Source organism: Blastococcus sp. DSM 46786, assembly GCF_900109665.1.
In the GTDB taxonomy this organism is placed as follows: domain Bacteria; phylum Actinomycetota; class Actinomycetes; order Mycobacteriales; family Geodermatophilaceae; genus Blastococcus; species Blastococcus carthaginiensis.
This window is the reverse complement of sequence record NZ_FOAO01000035.1, coordinates 1-18,299: the sequence shown is the minus strand read 5'-3', so window position 1 is coordinate 18,299 and position 18,299 is coordinate 1. Positions and strand designations below refer to the sequence as shown.

Annotated in this window: 17 protein-coding genes and 1 pseudogene; 7 read left to right on the top strand and 11 right to left on the bottom strand. The window is 74.2% G+C overall.

What is annotated here, in order from left to right:
• Positions 1-215: pseudogene (locus BMW62_RS21675) on the bottom strand (transposase); the annotation flags it as partial.
• Between the two features lie 185 nt (positions 216-400).
• Here BMW62_RS21675 and BMW62_RS21670 point away from each other — a divergent pair.
• A complete protein-coding gene (locus tag BMW62_RS21670; protein WP_091935684.1) occupies positions 401-1,285 on the top strand; it encodes an alpha/beta fold hydrolase in 885 nt (294 codons plus the stop codon).
• A gap of 19 nt (positions 1,286-1,304) precedes the next feature.
• Here BMW62_RS21670 and BMW62_RS21665 read toward each other — a convergent pair whose 3' ends face one another.
• The 3 genes from BMW62_RS21665 to BMW62_RS21655 form a co-directional block, all read right to left on the bottom strand.
• On the bottom strand, positions 1,305-2,915 hold the full coding sequence (locus BMW62_RS21665; RefSeq protein ID WP_211435243.1) for a molybdopterin-dependent oxidoreductase: 1,611 nt from the start codon (positions 2,913-2,915) through the stop codon (positions 1,305-1,307).
• Positions 2,916-2,988: 73 nt separating this feature from the next.
• The gene (locus BMW62_RS21660) at positions 2,989-4,242 is read right to left on the bottom strand and encodes a phospholipase D-like domain-containing protein (protein ID WP_170852517.1); all 1,254 of its coding nucleotides are present in this window, start codon (positions 4,240-4,242) and stop codon (positions 2,989-2,991) included.
• 67 nt (positions 4,243-4,309) lie between these two features.
• Entirely contained in the window at positions 4,310-4,588 is a 279-nt protein-coding gene (locus BMW62_RS21655; protein WP_139206354.1) for a hypothetical protein, read from the bottom strand.
• A gap of 302 nt (positions 4,589-4,890) precedes the next feature.
• On the opposite strand from BMW62_RS21655, the gene BMW62_RS21650 reads away from it, so the two are divergent.
• Positions 4,891-5,523 (top strand): hypothetical protein, encoded by a 633-nt coding sequence (locus BMW62_RS21650; RefSeq protein ID WP_091935675.1) that lies wholly within the window; start codon positions 4,891-4,893, stop codon positions 5,521-5,523.
• A gap of 294 nt (positions 5,524-5,817) precedes the next feature.
• Positions 5,818-6,915 carry an AI-2E family transporter gene (locus BMW62_RS21645; RefSeq protein ID WP_170852516.1) on the top strand — a complete coding sequence of 366 codons (1,098 nt, stop codon included), beginning with the start codon at positions 5,818-5,820 and terminating at the stop codon, positions 6,913-6,915.
• A 7-nt stretch (positions 6,916-6,922) separates the two neighbouring features.
• On the opposite strand, the gene BMW62_RS21640 is transcribed toward BMW62_RS21645, so the two are convergent.
• Positions 6,923-7,585, bottom strand: coding sequence for a hypothetical protein (locus BMW62_RS21640; protein WP_091935669.1), 663 nt, complete (start codon positions 7,583-7,585; stop codon positions 6,923-6,925).
• A 145-nt stretch (positions 7,586-7,730) separates the two neighbouring features.
• On the opposite strand from BMW62_RS21640, the gene BMW62_RS21635 reads away from it, so the two are divergent.
• The gene (locus BMW62_RS21635) at positions 7,731-8,066 is read left to right on the top strand and encodes a hypothetical protein (protein WP_139206352.1); all 336 of its coding nucleotides are present in this window, start codon (positions 7,731-7,733) and stop codon (positions 8,064-8,066) included.
• 60 nt (positions 8,067-8,126) lie between these two features.
• Positions 8,127-9,404, top strand: coding sequence for an SAM-dependent methyltransferase (locus BMW62_RS21630; protein WP_091935664.1), 1,278 nt, complete (start codon positions 8,127-8,129; stop codon positions 9,402-9,404).
• Here the strand turns inward: BMW62_RS21630 and BMW62_RS21625 are convergent.
• On the bottom strand, positions 9,401-11,092 hold the full coding sequence (locus BMW62_RS21625; protein WP_091935661.1) for a flavin monoamine oxidase family protein: 1,692 nt from the start codon (positions 11,090-11,092) through the stop codon (positions 9,401-9,403). The genes BMW62_RS21630 and BMW62_RS21625 overlap by 4 nt on opposite strands.
• Before the next feature lie 82 nt (positions 11,093-11,174).
• Positions 11,175-11,546 carry a nuclear transport factor 2 family protein gene (locus BMW62_RS21620; protein WP_091935658.1) on the bottom strand — a complete coding sequence of 124 codons (372 nt, stop codon included), beginning with the start codon at positions 11,544-11,546 and terminating at the stop codon, positions 11,175-11,177.
• A gap of 98 nt (positions 11,547-11,644) precedes the next feature.
• On the opposite strand from BMW62_RS21620, the gene BMW62_RS21615 reads away from it, so the two are divergent.
• Positions 11,645-12,049 (top strand): MmcQ/YjbR family DNA-binding protein, encoded by a 405-nt coding sequence (locus BMW62_RS21615; protein WP_091935655.1) that lies wholly within the window; start codon positions 11,645-11,647, stop codon positions 12,047-12,049.
• Positions 12,050-12,076: 27 nt separating this feature from the next.
• Here the strand turns inward: BMW62_RS21615 and BMW62_RS23040 are convergent, their stop codons facing one another.
• The 3 genes from BMW62_RS23040 to BMW62_RS21600 all read right to left on the bottom strand — a co-directional run bounded on the left by BMW62_RS23040 (position 12,077) and on the right by BMW62_RS21600 (position 17,020).
• Positions 12,077-13,828: a hypothetical protein gene (locus tag BMW62_RS23040; RefSeq protein ID WP_211435242.1), complete on the bottom strand. Its 1,752-nt coding sequence runs from the start codon at positions 13,826-13,828 to the stop codon at positions 12,077-12,079.
• Complete coding sequence (locus BMW62_RS21605) at positions 13,825-15,135, bottom strand: tetratricopeptide repeat protein (RefSeq protein WP_091935652.1); 1,311 nt, start codon at positions 15,133-15,135, stop codon at positions 13,825-13,827. The genes BMW62_RS23040 and BMW62_RS21605 overlap by 4 nt, the downstream gene beginning before the upstream one ends.
• Positions 15,136-15,346: 211 nt before the next feature.
• Positions 15,347-17,020, bottom strand: a complete 1,674-nt coding sequence (locus tag BMW62_RS21600) for a DUF4331 domain-containing protein (RefSeq protein WP_211435241.1) — start codon at positions 17,018-17,020, stop codon at positions 15,347-15,349.
• A gap of 458 nt (positions 17,021-17,478) precedes the next feature.
• Here BMW62_RS21600 and BMW62_RS21595 point away from each other — a divergent pair, with 458 nt between their 5' ends.
• Positions 17,479-17,967 carry a VOC family protein gene (locus BMW62_RS21595; protein WP_244524213.1) on the top strand — a complete coding sequence of 163 codons (489 nt, stop codon included), beginning with the start codon at positions 17,479-17,481 and terminating at the stop codon, positions 17,965-17,967.
• Between the two features lie 17 nt (positions 17,968-17,984).
• On the opposite strand, the gene BMW62_RS21590 is transcribed toward BMW62_RS21595, so the two are convergent.
• On the bottom strand, positions 17,985-18,299 hold a 315-nt coding region (locus BMW62_RS21590; protein ID WP_139206351.1), incomplete at its 5' end, for a sortase domain-containing protein.

Below are 18,299 nucleotides of genomic sequence, written 5' to 3'. Positions count from 1 at the left end.
CCGTGGCCGCGGCGGTGCTCCGGGGCCAGGCACAGCCCGACCAGCGACCGCACCGGACCCTCAGCGCACAGCAGCGCGTCGGCCAGCTCGAACAGCTCATCGGCCCGCCGACCCAGGCATCCATACAGCTGACCGCGGAACTCTCGCAGCCGGTCCAGCCCCGCCGGCCCCACGAAGCTCTGGTCAATCCCGTCGGACAGGGGAAGACTGTCCATCGCGGCCACCGCCGATCTTCGAAGCTCGCTACTCCGAAGGATCACGCGGTGGCCGCCTTCATGCCAGCCCTCGAATCACACTGATGTGACTCCGCCGGCCACGGAGGTTAAACGGCAAGCTGAGCGCGGTGCGACCGTCACCACATCGACGCAGCAGCGGCCGGCCGGCTGGGTAGGGGCCTGGCATGACCGACGTGACCTCCTTCGACGGCACCCGCCTGGCCCTCTACTCGTGGGGGGCCGACGACGCCCCGCTCGTCGTCCTCGTGCACGGGCTGGGGGTGTCCGCAGATTCCTGGGGCGAGGTCCCGCGGCGGCTCGCCGAGGGGCACCGGGTGGTCGCCTACGACCTGCGCGGGCACGCCCAGTCCGGGGACGCCCGCTCCGGCGGCTACGGGCTGGCCGCGCACGCCGCGGACCTGGCGGCCGTGCTGGGCGCCGTCGTCCCCCGGGGCGGATCCGCGGTCGTGGTGGGCCACAGCCTCGGTGGGGCGGTCCTGCTCCGGCACGTCGACGGCGGCGCCGACGACCGCATCACGGGTGCGGTCTTCGTCGGCTCGGGTGGCGCCGGGGTGACGGCGCCGGGGTTCCCGGGGCGCCACCTGCCGGCCTGGGCACGGGTTCGGCTGAGCTCGGTCTGGTTCGCCCTGCTGCGCACCGGCGCCCGGTGGGGGCGGCGGCTCCGGCCGCTGCGCGCGGTCTCCGACCGCGGCATCCGGTACTTCGCCTTCGCCCCCGGCGAGCCGCAGGCGGCCGTGGCGCGGATGCGGGACGACTTCCTCACCACCCGGCCGCTCGCCATGGCCGGTACCGCCCTGGCCGGCCTGTCCGATGACGGCGTCGCGCGGGCGCACGCCCTTCCCGTCCCCACGCTGCTCGTCCACGGCGACCGCGACCCGGAGGTGCCGAACGCGGAGATCCACCGGCTCCTGTCCGCGCTGCCCGACGGGGAGCTGGTGCAGGTGCCCGGAGCCGGTCACATGCTGCCGCTGACCGCCCCCGACGTGGTGGTGGAGCAGGTGGCCCGCTGGGTCGCCCGGGTCGCCCGCGAGGAGGAGGCCGCCGCCTGACCGGCGGTGGCCACGTCGCTCAGGAGACGACGACCTCGATGACGGGGTAGCCCGACGCCCCGTCGGGCGCCACCGGGGTCCGCTCGTCGGTCTGCACCTCGCCGCGGCCGTCGGTCGCCCGGGCGGCGATGCGGTGCCGGCCGGGCGTCGCCTCCCAGGGCAGGTACCACTGCCGCCAGCAGTCGACGTCGAGCGGCTCGGCGAGCTCGGCCTCCTGCCACGGACCGTCGTCGATGCGCACCTCGACCCGCTCGATCCCCCGGGTCGGCGCCCAGGCGACCCCGGCGACGGGCCGCCGTCCCGCGGTCACCGCCCCGCCGGGCACGTCGATGCGTGCCTGCGTCTTGATCGGCCCCTCCTTGGCCCAGCCGCGGGGGATCCAGTAGCCGTCGACGTCCCAGCCGGTGAGCTCGATGGCCGAGAGCCACTTGGTCGCCGAGACGTAGCCGTAGAGGCCCGGCACCACGAGGCGGGCCGGGAAGCCGTGCTCAGCCGGCAGCGGCTCGCCGTTCATGGCGACGGCGACCATCGCCTCCTCGACGTCCAGCGCGGTGAGCACCGGGAAGCCGGCGGTGAACCCGTCGACGGAGCGGCCGATGAGCTGGGTGGCGCCCTCCTGCAGGCCGGCGCGGTCCAGCAGCGCGCGCAGCGGGACGCCCTGCCACCGGGCGTTGCCGACCAGGTCGCCGCCCACCTCGTTGGACACGCAGGCGAGCGTCACGTCGGCCTCGATGTGCGGCAGCTCCATCAGCTCGGCGTAGGTGAGGGTGAACGGCTCGTCGACCATCCCCCGCACCTCGAGCTGCCAGCCGTCGGGGTCGACGGTGGGCACGCGCAGCGCCGTGTCGATCCGGTAGAACTCCGCGTTCGGCGTGAACAGCGGGGTGATCCCCGGGACGTCCAGGGTGGCGCCCGGGGGCACCGGGCCGGCCTGCCGCGCGGGCACCGGCAGCCGGATGGCGGCCCGCAGCTGGTCGAGGCGCTCCCGCCCGGAGAGCAGCGACCCACCGATCCCGGCGAGCACGCCGAGCACGGTCGCCCCGCCGGTCACGGCCAGGAACCGCCGCCGGTCCAGCGGGCTCAGCGCGGGCACCGTCCCGGGATCGGCGGGGTCGGCGGGGGCCGGGCGGTCCGCGTCCGCCGGCACCGCCCGCCGTGGCAGGCCCACGACGAGGAGACCCAGCACGGCGATGCCGGTGACGGCTCCGAGCAGGCCCACCAGCACGGTCAGGAAGACGGGGTTGCGGTCGTCGGCCAGCGCGGCGGCGACACCGAGCGTCGCGAAGAGGGCGATGCCGCCGGCGGCCAGGACGACGTAGCGCCGGGCGAGCACCCCCAGCCCGGCGCCGATCAGCACGGAGACGACCAGGACGCCCCCGATCAGGACCGGCTTGTCCGCGGTGCCCAGCGTCGCGATCGCCCACTGCTCCAGCCAGCCGGGCACGCTGTCGATGACCGTGTCCCCCACGGCGACGACGAGGGAGGGCGCCGCGGGGATCAGCCCGGCGACCAACTCGGCCAGCCCGAGCGCGGCGGCCACCGCAGCGACCCCGGCCAGCGCCGCGCTCCCCCGGCCCAGCGGGTGGGCCCGCCCCGTCCGTCCACCTGCTCCATGCTTCGTCTCCGCCACGTCGGATCCATGACCCGCGCGCGCGGGCGGGACACCGCCGTCCCGGGTTCGTCCCCGGATCGTCATGCGGGAGTCAGGGACGACGGCCGGCCAGCCCGACGGCCCCCCAGCCGCGCAGCGGCCGGCCGACGACGTCGGAGGCGACCTCGAGGGTGCGGCGGCAGAGGCCTCGCGCACGCCACTGCTCCGGGTCCACGCGCTCGCTCCTGCCCAGGTCCTCCTCGAAGTCCGCGTCCAGCGCCCCGGCGACGGTGCGGTCGTCGATCAGCAGGCACACCTGCTCGTTGAGCGCCAGCGACCGGGTGTCCAGGTTCGCGGTGCCGATCATCGCCAGAGCGCCGTCGACCGTGATGACCTTGGCGTGCAGCAGCGACGGCTGGTACCGCCAGATCTCCACGCCGGCGTCGAGCAGCTCCTGGAAGTCCAGTTCCCCCTGCAGGTGGACCGCCGGCCGTTCCACGTGCGGGCCGGCCACCAGCAGCCGGACGCGCACCCCCCGCTGCGCCGTCGTCGCGACCGCCCGGCGCAGCCAGCGCGGCAGCCGCACGTAGGGCGTGGTGATCCGCACCTCCTCCCGGGCGGAGTTCAGGAGGGCGGCCAGCGCGATCGCCGCCTCGCTCCAGCCCGGCTGGGACGGCGGCCGCAGGACCTGGACCGCCGTCCGCCCGACCGGGGTGAGCTCGGGGAACCGGTCCTGGTCGGACACCACCTCCCCGGTGAGGCGGACCTGGGCCTGCATCCAGGCCTGCTCGAACGCCGACCGCAGGCCGGCGACCGCGGGCCCCTCGACGCGCGCGGCCGTGTCCCGCCAGCTGCCGAGATGCCGGCCGTCGCCGGTCCACGTGGTGTCCACCCCGGTGCCGCCGGTGAAGCCCACCGTCTCGTCGCAGAGCAGGACCCGCCGGTGGGTGCGCAGGTTCCAGACCCCGACGCGCAGGGTGTGCAGCGGCCGGTAGAAGAAGACCGTGCACCCGGCCTGCCGCATGGTCCGCAGGTCGTCGCGGTCGATCTGCCTGGCCCCGTAGCCGTCGAGCAGGATGCGCACCCGGGCGCCGTCCTGCGCCCGGTCGGCGAGGGCCCGGGCCATCCGGTGGGAGATCTCCCCGCCCCGCCAGGAGAACCACAGCAGGTCGACGCTCCGCTCGGCGGCCGCGATGGCGTCGAGCAGCGCCGGGAAGGTCTCGTCCCCGTTCCGCAGCAGCCGGACGCGGTTGCCCTCGGTGAACGGCACCCCGACGAGCGCCTCGAGCGCCCGCCGGGGGGACGGCCGCTCCTGGGACGACGAAGGCGCCCCCTGGCCCTGCTGCACCACGGATCCGGTTGCCACGGGTTCTCCTCCCACGTCGGTCCAGGGTCCGGTGTCCAGCCGGGCCGCCGCGAAACGCGCGGCACCGTCACGGCGCAGGCGTCCACCCACCGCGGCACGCCGGCGCCGCACGGACCCGCAAGCGCTCGTCGAGGAGGTGGTCGACCATGCGCGACCGGCAGTCGATGGTCACCAGCAGGGCGGCCTCCAGGTCGGCGAGCTCCTCCTGGCGCCGCCGGACCTCGGCGAGCTCTCGTGCCGCGTCCCGGCGGATGCGGCGGCAGGACCGGAGGTCGTCGTCGACGGCGGCGAGGCTCCGGGGCAGCGGCTCGGCCCCGGCCGGACGGGACAGGACGGGCTGGGACATGACGACCTCCGGGTGGGGCTGGACGTGGGCGGCCACGGCGACGCCGGCCGCTCCGCCGGATGTGCCCGCCCGCACGGCGGTCAGCGCGGCGCCCGCCGTGCTGACACGGATCTGCAAGACGACCGCAACAGAACGGGCAGGCAGTCGGCCGAGACCGATCCGTGACCATGTGGCGGAACGGTGTCGGCTGTGTGTCGGTGCGGGCACAGGCCGCCTCCCCCTGCCGCCGGCGGGCACCTGGTGCCTCGTCCACATCGACGACGGCCGCGACACGATCGGCCGCGATGCAGAGGGGGAGACACATGAGCACGAACGCCGCACGCACCACGTCCACCGGTAGGCAGCGGGCGGGTCGCACCGCGACCGCCCTGGCCGCCGCCGTGCTCGGCATGGGTGGCTTGGCCGCCTGCAGCGACGACTCCGCCGGGCCCGAGGCCGGCGGCGTCACCGCCGAGGACCTGCAGCAGGTGGAGGACGACCTCGCCGGCCTGGACGAGCGGGTGGGTGTCCTGGAGGACGGGCTGGGCACGGACGCCGACGTCGGCGCCAGCGACGCGCTGGGTGCCGACGACGACACCGCCGCGGTCTTCGAGGACAGCCAGTCCTACGTCGGCCAGGAGGTCACCGTCAGCGCGGAGATCTCGGAGATGGTGACGACGACCGACGTCGGCAGCGCCTTCCGGATCGCCGGCGAGTCGGGCGACCCGATCGCCGTCGTCTCGGCCTCCCCGCCGGCGGAGATCGACGCCAACGACGTCGTCCAGGTCACGGGCACCGTGGTCCAGGTGCAGCGGGACAGCTTCGAGCAGGACTTCGGCATCGCCGAGGACGAGCTGTTCGAGGACGCCGACGCGTGGTTCCAGGAGGAGGACGGCTCGGTGGCCATCTCCGCCGACAGCATCGAGGTGCTGCAGGAGCAGGGTCAGAACGACTGACCCACCCAGCGGGCGACGCGTGGTGGAGCACCGGTTCTCTCGGTGCTCCACCGCCGCCGTGCGCAGCTCGCCCGGCCGGTCACGCCGCGGTGGCCGAGGATGCGGACGTACCCCTGGCCGCGGTGCGGCCCGGGGACGGACGGGGATCACCACGACCGGAGGAGCGACTGTGCGGACGGGACGACGGCGGTGAGCTGGTGGTCGAGGCGGGGAGCGGGCGCACCGGAGGACGGTGCCGGCGCCCCCGCGCAGGTCACCGTCCCGGCATCGCGCGACGGTCGCCCGGGGCCGGTGGTGCCCGCCGCACCGGCCTGGGCGGTGCGGACCCTCGTGGTCAGCACCGCCCTCCTGGCGCTGGCCGGGGTCGGCTGGCTGCTGTTCTTCCTCCTGCTGCGGCTGCCGCTCGTGACGGTGACCATCGCCGTCGCCCTGCTGCTCACCGCGATCGTCCAGCCGCTCACCCGGTGGCTGTCCCAGGGGCTCCCCCGGGCGCTCGCGGCGCTGCTGTCGGTGCTCCTGCTGTTCGGCGCCCTGGTCGGCGTCGGCTTCCTCGTGGGCTTCCGCGCCGCGGACCAGCTGCGCAACCTCACCCGCCCGCTGGCCGCCGGGATCGACCGGATCCGTGTGTGGCTGATCGAGGGGCCGCTGGGGCTGGACCCCCAGCAGGTGACCGAGGCCCGCAACGCCGTCGTGGACCGCATCTTCCGGCTCGCACCCGAACCGACGGCCGCCGCGAGCATGGCGCTCTACGTGCTGGCCGCCGTCGTCCTGGTGGCCTTCCTGACGTTCTTCCTGCTCAAGGACGGGGCGTCGATGTGGGCCTGGGTCCTGCGGCTGGTCCCCGACCGGCGACGTGACCAGGTCGACGGCGCCGGCCGGACGGCGTGGACGACGCTGTCGCTGTACGTGCGCGGCGTCATCATCGTCGCGCTGATCGATGCCGCGGGCATCGGCGCGGCGCTGCTGGTCCTGGGGGTGCCGCTGTGGCCCTCGCTCACCCTGCTGATCTTCCTCGGCGCCTTCGTCCCCCTGTTCGGCGCGACCGTGAGCGGGGCGGTGGCCGTCCTGGTCACCCTGGTGACCAACGGGCTGACCGACGCGATCATCGTGCTGGTCGCCGTCCTGGTGGTGCAGCAGGTCGAGGGGAACATCCTGCAGCCGATCATCGTCGGCCGGGCGCTGCGGCTGCACCCGGTGGTCATCCTCGTCGCGGTGACCGCCGGCTCGATGCTCTGGGGCCTGGCCGGCGCGCTGCTGGCCGTGCCGCTCGTGGCGGTCGCCTACCGGGTGCTGGACCACCTGCGCGAGCACCCGCCGGCGCGCCCCGAACCGGTACCCGCGGTCCCGGAGCCCGTCTCGCTGGAACCGGCGCCGGACGCGCGCGTCCGGTAGCCCGGGCTCAGCCGGAGGACTGCTGCACGACCTCGATCTCGCGGGCCGCGACCGCGACGTCCCCGGCGAGGGCGGCGAACAGCGCCTCGGGGTTCTCTGCCAGCACGCCGGCGGAGATGCCGAAGTCCGCCTCGAAGGACTCCCGCTCGACCCGTTCGACCGAGCCGGTCACCCGCAGGACGTCGCCCACCTCCAGCTCACCGGGCGGCGTCACCGTGATCACGCCGACGGTGGTCCCGTTCCCGTCGCCGAGCCGGAAGGCGGCGCCGACCTCCGAGACCGAGACCAGGCCGACGACCTCGGCGGTCACCGTGACGTCCTGACCGATGAGGGGCCCGGGGTCCTCGAACAGCCCGGCGGGGTCGTCGAACGGCTGCTGCGGTCCGTCGTCCGGCGGCGGCTGCTGGTCACCGGTCCCGGGAGCGTCCTCCGTGGGCGTGGCGGGGGCGGCCGACGGCACCGGGCGCTCCTCCAGCGCCGCGACCCGGTCCCGCAGCGCACCGAGCTCGTCGGAGAGCCCCTGCACCTCCTGCGCCGTCGCGCCGGTCGCGCCGTCCCCGCAGGCGGCCAGACCCCCGACGGCGAGGGCGACGGCGACCGCGACCCCGCTCGCGCGGGCGCCGGTGGTGACCACGCCGCTGCCCGCACGCGTCCGCCGCTGGGCGCGCATGCTCTCTCCTCCGCTCCGCCGGGGCTCTCGCCACCTCAGCGTGGGCCCCTCGCGCACCGGGGGCAAACCGGCGGAGGTCACGGTCAGGACACCGGCCGGTGCGCCTGGCCGGCCGGGGCGCCGGCCCGCCGTTAGCGTCCCCGGCGTGCCCCCGCCCGACCCCGCGGACGCCGCCGCCTGCGCAACCTGCGGCCGGCCCTGGACGGACGTGGACGATGGCCGGGGCTGGGTCCACCTCGAGGTCACCCGCTCGGACGAGGTCGACGGGCTCCGCTTCGTGGACGCCGACTTCTGCTCCCAGGAGCACGCCGCCCAGTGGCTCGCCCGGCCGCTGCCCGACCCGGCACCGCCGGCGCCGTACGCGACGACGTGGCGCGACCACCTCGCCGTGGCCTGGGTCGTCCTGCTCCTCCTGCTCGTGGCCGCGCTGACCGGACTGGGCGTCTGGACGGCCGGGCGGTTCCTCCTCGCCGCCTTCTGACCGCATCCCGACGGGGAAACCCCTCCCGGGGACGGCGGTCGGTCTGCCAGGGTCGGGCGCATGGCGCACCAGGGAGCGAGCCGGTTGGTGGACGAGCTGGCCACGACCCTGCTGGGTGCCCCGCTCCCCCTCTCGGTGCGCTGCTGGGACGGCTCGGAATCCGTCGTCGACGGCGCCCCGACCCTGGTCGTGCGGAACCGGCGGGCCCTGCGCCGCCTGGTGCACGCCCCTGGGGAGCTCGGGCTCGCCCGCGCCTACGTCAGCGGGGACCTCGACGTGGAGGGGGACCTGTACGCGGCGCTGAGCTTCCCCGACGACCTGCCGTCCCGCCCCACCCTGCGGCTGGACCGGCGGACGCTGGTGCACCTGGCCGGGCCGCTGCTGCGGCTGGGGGTCCTCGGACCACCGCCGGCGCCGCCCCCGGAGGAGGCCCGCCTGCGCGGGCTGCGCCACTCGCTGCGCCGCGACCGCAGCGCGATCAGCCACCACTACGACGTCGGGAACGACTTCTACCGGCTGCTGCTGGGCCCCTCGCTGGTCTACAGCTGCGCCTACTTCCCCGGGCCCGGTGCCACGCTGGAGGAGGCGCAGGAGGCCAAGCTCGATCTGGTCTGCCGCAAGCTGGGGCTGGAGCCGGGCATGCGGCTGCTCGACGTCGGCTGCGGCTGGGGGTCGCTCGCCCTCCACGCGGCCGGGCGCTACGACGTCTCGGTGGTGGGCGTGACCATCTCCGCGGCGCAGGCCGAGCTGGCCCGCCGGCGCATCGCCGACGCCGGGCTCGCCGACCGCGTCGAGATCCGGCTGCAGGACTACCGCGAGGTCGCCGACGGGCCCTTCGACGCGATCGCGTCGGTCGGGATGGCCGAGCACGTGGGCCACGCCCAGCTGCCGGTCTACGCGTCCCGGCTGCACGCGCTGCTGGCCCCCGGTGGCCGGCTGCTCAACCACGCGATCGCGCGAGGTCCGGCGGCCGGGCCCGACCGCCCCGACCCGGGGTCGTTCCTCAGCCGGTACGTCTTCCCCGACGGCGAGCTGCAGCCCCTGGCCACCCACGTGCGGGTGCTGGAGGAGGCCGGGCTCGAGGTCGTCGACGTCGAGGCGCTGCGCCGCCACTACGCGCTCACCTGCCGGGCGTGGGTGCGCAACCTCGAGGAGCACTGGGAGGAGGCGGTACGGGCGTCCTCACCCGGACGGGCACGGGTGTGGCGGCTCTACCTGGCGGGGTCGGCCCTGGCCTTCGAACGGCACCGGGTGGGCGTGAACCAGGTCCTCGCGGTGCGGCCGGGCGGCGAGGACCGGCTCCCGCTGCGCCGTCCGGAGTGGAGCCGCTCGGCTTAGTCCGGCAGCGCGACGGGGCCGAGCTCGGCGAACACGTCACCGGGGCCGGGGTTCTCGGGCTGGGTGCCGCCGCCGAAGTGCCGCATGATGCCCCACACCGCGTTGAGAGAGGTCTGCACGGCGCCCTCCACCCAGGCCGGGGTCCACGAGACGTCGTCGCCCGCCAGGAAGATCCCCCGCTGCTCGGGCGGGAAGTCGTCCTGCACGAAGTGCGCGTACATCCGGTGGTTGTAGCGGTAGTGCCCGGGCAGGGCGCCCTTGAAGGCGCCGAGGAAGTGCGCGTCGGCCTCCCAGGAGACGGTGATCGGGTCGCCGATGATGTGCTGCGCGATGTCCAGGTCGGGGTAGATCTTCCCCAGTGCGCCGAGCGCGAGGCGCACGCGCTGGTCGACCGGGTACGGGAGCATCTTCAGCGCGTCGCTCATCCACGAGTACGTCAGGCAGATGACGCCGGGCTTGTCGTCCCCGTGGTCGAACAGGTAGGTGCCGCGGGTGAGCCGGTCGGTGAGGGTCATGCTCATGACGTCACGGCCGGTCTCCGGGTCCCTGTCCTTCCAGAAGGGCCGGTCGACCATCACGAAGGTCTTGGACGACTGCATGTACCGGGTGCGGTCCAGCGCCGTCCACATCTTCTGCGCGAAGAGGTCCTCGTCGCAGTCGATCGTCGTCGTCAGCAGCCAGCTCTGGCAGGTGACCAGCACCGCGGGGTACCGGACGGTGTGGCCCCAGGCGTCCGTGACGGCGAAGCTCCCGTCGGCGTCGCGCGCGATGGCGGCGACCCCGGCACGCGGCCCGCCGGAGTGCAGCTTGGCCAGCGTCGTCCCGGCCGGCCAGTGCGCCGGCGCATCCGGGGAGTGGTTCCACAGCCCCCACGGCACCTGCTCGACGCCGCCCACGACGAAGCGCTGGTCCTCGTCGCAGTTGGTCATCACGACGCGGAAGATCTCGAGCATCGAGTTCGGGAAGTCGGAGTCCCACCCGCCGGTGCCGAACCCCACCTGCCCGAAGACCTCGCGGTGGTGGAACGACAGCCGCGAGAACGCGTCGGAGCTCGCGATGAAGTCGTAGAAGGTGCGGTCGTCCCACAGCGGCACCAGCTCGTCCCACAGCGACTTGAGCGTCTTCACGTCGCGCGCCCGGATCGCGTCCTGGATCTCGGCGAAGCGCACGGTCCCGAGGGCGTCCGCCCACGCCGCCGCCACCTCCCGGAACAGCGGCGGCAGCGCCTCGGAGGACTCCGCGTAGTGGGTCTCCCCCTCGATGTCGATCACCGTGCTCCCCGACGCCGGCGTGAGCGGGTTCGGGAAGGGCCTCGTCTCCAGGCCGAGCAGGCCGACGTAGCGGTAGAAGGCGGTCGACGACACGGGGAACCGCATGCCGCCCAGCTCGGCGACGATCTCCTCCGGCGCCCCCTCGAACCGGGCCGACCGCAGCCGGCCGCCCATCTGCGAGGCCTCGTAGAGGACCGGCTTGAGCCCCAGCTTCATCAGCTCGTAGGCCGCGACCAGGCCGGATATCCCGGCGCCGACGATGGCCACCTCCTCGCCGTGCCGCTCCGGCGGGATCGCGCCGAGGCCCGCGGGGTGGGTGATCCAGTCGTCGAACGCGAACGGGAAGTCCGGGCCGAAGATCGTGACCGGTGGCCGGTCCTCCTCGTGAGCCGTCTCCCGATCGGGACCGATCGTCATCGCCTCTTCCCTCCTGGCTGCCGCCGTTCGGCCGCACCGCGGTGTCGCACCCTACGGCGAACCGGTCCTCCGCCCCGCAGGCTCACGCGAGCAGCGCCGCCATCCGCTCGCGGAGCGCGGTCGCGGCCGAGTACGGGCGGACCATCACGGTCAGCTCGGTGAGCACACCGTCGCGGCCGCGCAGGATGTCCACGCCCTGGAGGGCGCGGTCGCCGACCCGGGTGTCGAAGGCGAGGACGTGCCCGCCGTCGCCCGCGTAGGACGCGGTGTAGCGGAAGTCCTCGAACAGCGACATCACGCCGGTGAGGATCGCGCGCAGCGGCCCGGTGCCGCGGTAGGGCTCGTGCACGATCGGCGACAGGAAGACGCAGCCGTCGGCGAAGAGCCGCACCGCGGCGTCGACGTCGCGGCTCTCGACGGCCGCCCGGAAGGCGGCGTACGGGTCGGTCGGCACGGTCGTCCCTCTCTCCACGGGTGTCCTGCGGCGGTGCGGCTGCCGCCCCACCGCGAAGGACCCTCCCACCCGAGCCCCGTCGGGACCACACTGCGGGGGTGGCCACCTGGGAGGACGTCCGGCGGCTCGCCGCCGGGCTGCCGGACACCGACGAGCACCCCTCGTACGGCGGGCACCCCTCGTGGCGGGTGCACGGCAAGGCGTTCGTGTGGGCGCGGCCGCTGCGGGAAGGCGAGCGCGCGGCGCTCGGGGACGCGGCGCCGGACGCGGCCGGGCCGCTGCTGGGGGTGCGCGTGGCCGACGAGGGCGTGAAGGCCTCGCTGCTCGCGGCGGCGCCCGACGTCTTCCTCACCACCCCGCACTTCGACGGGTACGCCGTCGTCCTGGTGCGGCTGGGGCGGATCCCGGTCGAGGAGCTCGCCGAGCTCGTGGAGGACGCGTGGCGCGCACGCGCGCCCCGGCGCCTGCTCGCCGAGTTCGACGGCGGTGGCCGCTCCTCCTGAACGCAGGGATCGCGTGCTCGATCGGTGTCAGGCAGCACCGAGCAGGGCGCCGCGGACGACGAGCGCCACCCCGACCGTGACCACGAGGAGCGCCGTCACCAGCGGAGCCGCGCCGGCCAGCCTTCGGAGCACCGAGGACGGCCCGATCGACGCCAGCCGCCGGGCCAGCCGGTTGCGCAGCCGCACGAGTGCCAGGCCGACGGCCGTCAGCGTGGCCGCCATGCCGAACCCGTAGGCCACCACCAGCAGGACGCCGAACACCGTCCTCCCCAGGCCCACCGAGGCGAGCAGCACCAGCAGCGCCGACGGGCTGGGGACCAGGCCTCCCGCGATACCCATACCGACCAGCCCGCCGCGGCCCGGCCCGTGCGTGTGGGTGCCGGGCCCGTGCGTGTGCGCACCGGCCCACCAGCCGCCGGGTGCACCGTGCTCGTGGTCGTGGCCGTGACCGTGGTGGTGGTCGTGGCCGTGGTCGTGACCGTGGTCGTGATCGTGATCGTGACCGTGATCGTGGTCGTGATCGTGATCGTGGTCGTGATCGTGGTCGTGATCGTGATCGTGGTCGTGGTCGTGGTCGTGGCCGTGGCCGTGGTCGTGGTCGTGACCGTGGCCGTGGCCGTGGCCGTGACGGTGCGGGACCACCTCGGTCACCGGACCGACGCTGCTCACGGAGGCGAGTGCGGGCACGCCGGCCGCCAGCGCCGGCTCGGGCAGGTGGCGGACCACATCGACCTCGAGCGCGGCCCGGCGGTCGCGCAACGCTCCGCGGAGCATGAAGGCGCCGATGCCGGCGACGAGGATGCCGCTGGTCACCCCCAGCCAGCGGAGCACCTGGTCGCCGGCGAACGCGCTCGAGAGGGAGACCGCCAGTCCGAGCGCGAGCACTCCGACCGTGTGGGTTGCCGTGACGGTCACCCCGACGAGGACGGCGTCCCGGGGGCGGCCCCGGCGGCCGGCGAGGTAGGCGGCCATGACGGTCTTCCCGTGGCCGGGGAGCAGCGCGTGCCCGCACCCGAGCAGGGCCGCCAGCCCGAGGGCGAGGGCACCGACCAGCGGCGACAGCGCGTCATCGCCGATCAGCTGCGAGAGCCGGCGGTCGAGCGCAGCCAGTGCGGAGCCGAACGGATCGCCGGACGACCCCATGGCAGCGGGTGCCCCTGCCCCGCGGTTCTGGCCCGGCTCGACCTCCACCTCGAGGCTGCGCACGTCCAGCGGTGTCTCGAGCAGTTCTTCCGGGTAGTCGCGCAAGGCGTCGGTCGGGCTCTCGGCAGGCACCGACGGGTCGAGCAGCCGGACGCCGTCGCCGTCCGCGGTGATCTCCCTCCATCCCAGAACCCCGTCGAGGTGGTCGTCCCGGAAGGAGACCTGGCGAGGGGCGGTCAGGTCGGCCGCCGCCAGGAGGTCGCACTCCAGCCGCAACGTGGGGAGCCCGGCCGTGCCCGGCAGGACCTCCAGGGACGTGCGCTCGACGGTCCAGGGCACCGTCCGGCCGTCCACCGTCAGCACGGCGTCGTCGCCGAGGGCGGCGCACTGGGCGTCCGCGGCCTCCGCGAGGACGCCGGCACCCGGAGTGCCGTCGGGCGCCAGGTCCAGCAGGGCCTGGGCGGCCGGGATCTCGGCCCGGTCCACCACCGCGGTGAGTTCCACGCCGTCCGGGGTGAACAGCAACGCGTTCGCGTGGTTGACGGTGAAGTTGCCGAGCGGGTGCGCAGCCGCGATGCCGGCCGGGGCCAGCGCGAGGGCGGTCGTCGCGAGGACGAGGACGACCAGACGCCTCACGGGCGCCCGCCGAGCGCAGTCAGCAACTGCTCGGCCCGGGGGGCGTGCAGCGGCGAGAAGTACGGGTTGCGGTCCAGGGCTGCGGTCAGCGTGGCGCGGGCCTCGTCGACCCGGCCGAGTGCGGCCTCGATCGCCCCACGGTGGTACAGGAAGCGGGCATCCTCACCACCCAGCGCGGTGGCCGCGCGCGCGTGCTCCAGCGCCTCGACGTCCCGCCCCGCCCGGTGCAACGCCCAGCCGAGCGCGTCATGGGCGTCGATGCTCTGCCGGCGCGCGAACTCCGCCTCCGCCGCCGCGACTGCGGCCACCGGGTCACCGTGGTCGGCCTCGAAGAGCGCGACCTCGAGGTCATCGGCGACGCCGTTGACCTCGAAGAGCTTCCACACGGTCGCCAGCACGGCGAACTGCTCGGCGGCTTCGTCCCCCTCGCCGACGGCGAGCAGGAACTCGCCGAACTCCACCAGGTGCTCCGGCAACGGCTGCGCCTGCACCACCTGCCGGTACTTCCGGGTGGCCTCCTCCACCTCGCCCCGGGCCGCGGCGACGCGTGCCTGCCCCAGGAGCACCGGCGGGTTCCCCGGTGCGGCCTCGGCGCCGGCCGCGTAGTGACGCGACGCCTCGTCCACGTCGCCGTCGGCCCACGCGAGCCCACCCAGGTACGTCCTGCAGAACGCCTCGTCCGCGGGGGTGGCCGCCAGCTCGAGCGCCTGCTCCAGCGCTGCGACCGCGGTGCCGGTGTCCCCGCGGAGCTCTGCGTCGTAGGACGCGCGCGTGAACGAGGCGACGCCCGGCCGCAGCTCGAGCATGCGGGACAGCGCGGCGCCGGCACCGTCGTAGTTCCCCAGCTGGGTGCGGGCGTCGGTGAGGACGCCCCACGCGGTGGCGCTGTACGGGTTCACGGCCAGGGCGCGGTCGGCGAGGTCGGCCGCCGCGGCGAAGTCGTGTCGGGCGTTGGCGAGCGCACCGAGGCCGGTCAGCGCGCCGTCGTTGCCCTCCGGACGCAGCTCGAGCGAGCGGTCGAGCGCATCCTCGGCCCTGGCGTAGTAGGAGGGATCGGCCGTGACCCGCGCCTGCTCGACGTACACGGCGCCCAGCTCGGCCCAGGTCCGCCAGTCGCCGGGGACGTCGTCCAGGCGCTGCTCAGCGTTCGACACGGCAGCTGCGAGCGGATCAGGCGCCGCCGTGGCCACAGCGCCGATCGACGGGCCGGGCTCGGGCGAGTCCGCCCGGCCGGCGACCGCGGCGGACACCATCAGCAGCAGCACGCCGGCCGCGAGCAGATTGCGAGCGGTGCGACGGGTCGTCATCGACGTCGCCGGCCCGGCGCGGTCGATCCGGCGGCCGACGGACGAGGCGCGCGGCCGATGCGGTGCGCTGTCATGGGGCGTGAGCTCTCCTCGGTCGTCGACGCCGGTCGAAGCTGATGCGCAGCTCCGACCGGCGACGACACGATCAATTCGAACGGACGGTGGGCCGTCGCCGCGGGATGCCTGCCGGCACCCCGCGGCGACGGATCGGTCAGCTCTTCGCGCCCACCGCGGCGCGAGCCGTCACCGACCGGCTGCGGAGCAGCGAGACTCCGCCGGCGCCCATCAGCAGCGCCGCCAACGTTCCGGTGGCCACCGGAAGCGCGTCCCAACCGGCCCCGGTCCCCCCGGACGACGCTACGGCTGCGCCGTGGTCCTTGTCGCCCCGGCCGGGCCAGGTGGTGTACTGCTTGTTCGAGTCCGGCACGTTGGACGCATCGGTCTCCGGCGGCGCGAGGTACGGGAAGTTCCGCCCGAACTCGGCGTCGTTGCGCGGCACCTTGTCGCCCTGCTTCAACGCCCGGAACGCCTCCAGCCGGTCGGCCGGCACGTTCCTGACGTCGAAGATGCCCTCGAGCGCGAGCAGCTCGATGTCCACCACGTCGTCGGCGAGCCGGCGGCCGTTCGGGAAGCCCTGGATGTCCCCACCGATCACGCCGAGCGGGCTGGCCTTCTTGAGCGGCTTGCCGTCCGGGCTGGTCGGGCCGGTGATCGACATGTTGAGCCGCAGCATCTCCGACGGCTGGAAATCGGCCGCGTCGGCGTTGAGCGCCTGCGAGTTCAGGTCGATGTCGATCGGGTTCTGCGTCGCCGGGTCCCCGTCCACGTCGAGCACCTCGGTGCTGACGATGCCGGTGAGGAAGACCTCGTAGATGTCCCACCGCGGCGTCGGCGGCGCCGGGATCCCGTAGATCTGCTCGATCAGCCGCGGCACCTCAGGGGCGAGCACGCGCGCGACGACGGCACCGTCGGCCGCCTCGGCGTCCGCGGACGGCGGGATGGAGTTGAAGGCATCCTTCAACCCAGCGGGGACGACGACCTCGTTGACCAGCGGCTGGCCGAGCCGGGACACCTGGGTGAAGCCCTCCGACCCCTCCGCTGCCGTGCCGTCGGCATCGCGCAGCGTGGGCCGGGTGGCGGTGCTCCAGACACCGATCACCGGGTTGGCCGCTGCGTCGTTGTTGATGGCCACCGCGGACTTGGGCACCTCGAGCGCGATGCTGTTGACGTTGTGCCCGGCCAGCGTGTCGTTGCCCCGTTCCGAGAGGTCAGCTCCGTAGATCAGGTCGAAGACCCGGATGTCCAGGAAGAAGGGGTCCTCGGTCTGGGTGACCAGCGTCATGCCGCCGCCACCGACATCGGCGATCGCCGGCTGCCGGAGGTTGTCGACGTAGTCCCGTGCCGACCCCATGCTCGCCGGGCCGACGTAGGAGGGAGCGGCCTGGCCCTGGGAGATCGGCTCGCCGTAGGTGGCGCCGCCGTCGGTGCTCACGTCGAGGGTGAAGAACTGCCGGTAGAGCAGGTTCTCGTCGTCGAGCGAGGTGACCGGGCCGTTGTTGTAGAGGAACGTGTCGAGACCCCGGAGGTCCTCCGTGGTGAACCGCCACCGGTAGATCAGGTCGGCAACCGCGTCACCGTTGTTGTCGATGTTGATCAGGTACTCGGCGTCCTCGGCCCACGGGTGGAAGTTGGGGCCCTGCAGAGGCTCCTGGAACGGCCGGAAGTTGGCGATGAGGGTGACGTTGTCCTCGTTCTCCGGACTGGAGAACGCATACACGTCGGTGTTGTCCACCGCCGGATCGTTGAGGATCAGCGGTGCCTCGCGGTGGCTGGACGCCCCCGCGACGTTGGGCAGCAGGCCGATCACCGCAGAGGTGGCGAACACTCCGCCGGCCGCGAAGCACGCGGTGGCGACTCTGGGCCCGGATCGACCTCGTACTGAACCTGGCATGTGGAACTCCCTCCCCGCCGCACGGCGGGTCCTCGGACAGGACGCGGCAGCAAGCGGGTGAGGAAAGGTCACCGGCCGGAGCTGGCACGGTCCTGCTGCGCCGTGGTTCGTCCGACTCCGGCTTGCCCGCTGCGAGCAGGGCAAACGTAGAAGGCGGTCGGGTCCTACGGCATCCGGTGGTGGTCCATCAAGTGACTCCTGACGGCCTGTCGACCACGCACCGTCAATGACATCGGTCACAACAGTCACTCTGATCTCAGCGCGGCCGGGACGACGCCGCCATGGAGGGATGACCGGCGGCTCTCAGACCCTGCCCCGCGAGTCACCGACGCGGAGCCGGTGGATCGTTCAGGACGAGTCGGCGAGGAAGGCACCGCGCGAGCGTCCGTGCCGTGCGCGAGGGTGAGCGCATGTCAGAGACCTCCATGGCTCCAGGGCACCCGACCGGGCTGCACCACGTCCGGCTGACGGTGACGGACATCGCCCGCTCGAAGGCCTTCTACACCAGCCTGCTCGGCGTCGAGCCGGCGATCGACTTCAGCGACCAGTCCGACGACCCGTCGGCACGTCAGGACCCACAGCGGTTCTTCGGCGGCTGCACCTTCGCGCTCGGCGACCAGCTCCTGGGCCTACGACCGACTGCATTGCCCGGCGACCGTTTCGACCCAACACGGGTCGGACTGGACCACGTGAGCCTGTCGGTCGGTTCACCGGCTGCCCTCCAGCAGGCCGCCGATCGGCTGAGCGCGGCCGGGGTGGAGCACGGCGAAGTCGTCGAGCTGCGTCACCTCGGTATCGCGATCGTGTCCGTCCAGGATCCCGACGACATCAACCTCGAACTCGTGGCGCCGCTGCCCAGGCCCACCGACAGCCGGGCGTGAGGCCACCGCCGGCGAGCTCAGGCGGGTCGGGTGCCGGCCAGGGTGGCGTAGGCGACGACGTTGTCCTCGTAGCTGCGGGCGACGGGGTCGAACTCGCCGCCGCAGGTGATCAGCCGCAGCTGGGGGTCGGGGGTGTTGCCGTACACCTGCAGGGTGGGGAACCCGGTCTTGGTGTAGCGCTCCACCCGGTCGACGGTGAAGACGGCGACGGTGCCGTCCCGGCGCTCGACCTCCACCTCCGCACCCGGTGTCAGCGCGCCGAGTTCGAAGAAGACGCCGGGGCCGTGCTCGGCGGAGTCGACGTGCCCCAGCAGCACGGCCGGGCCGACCGC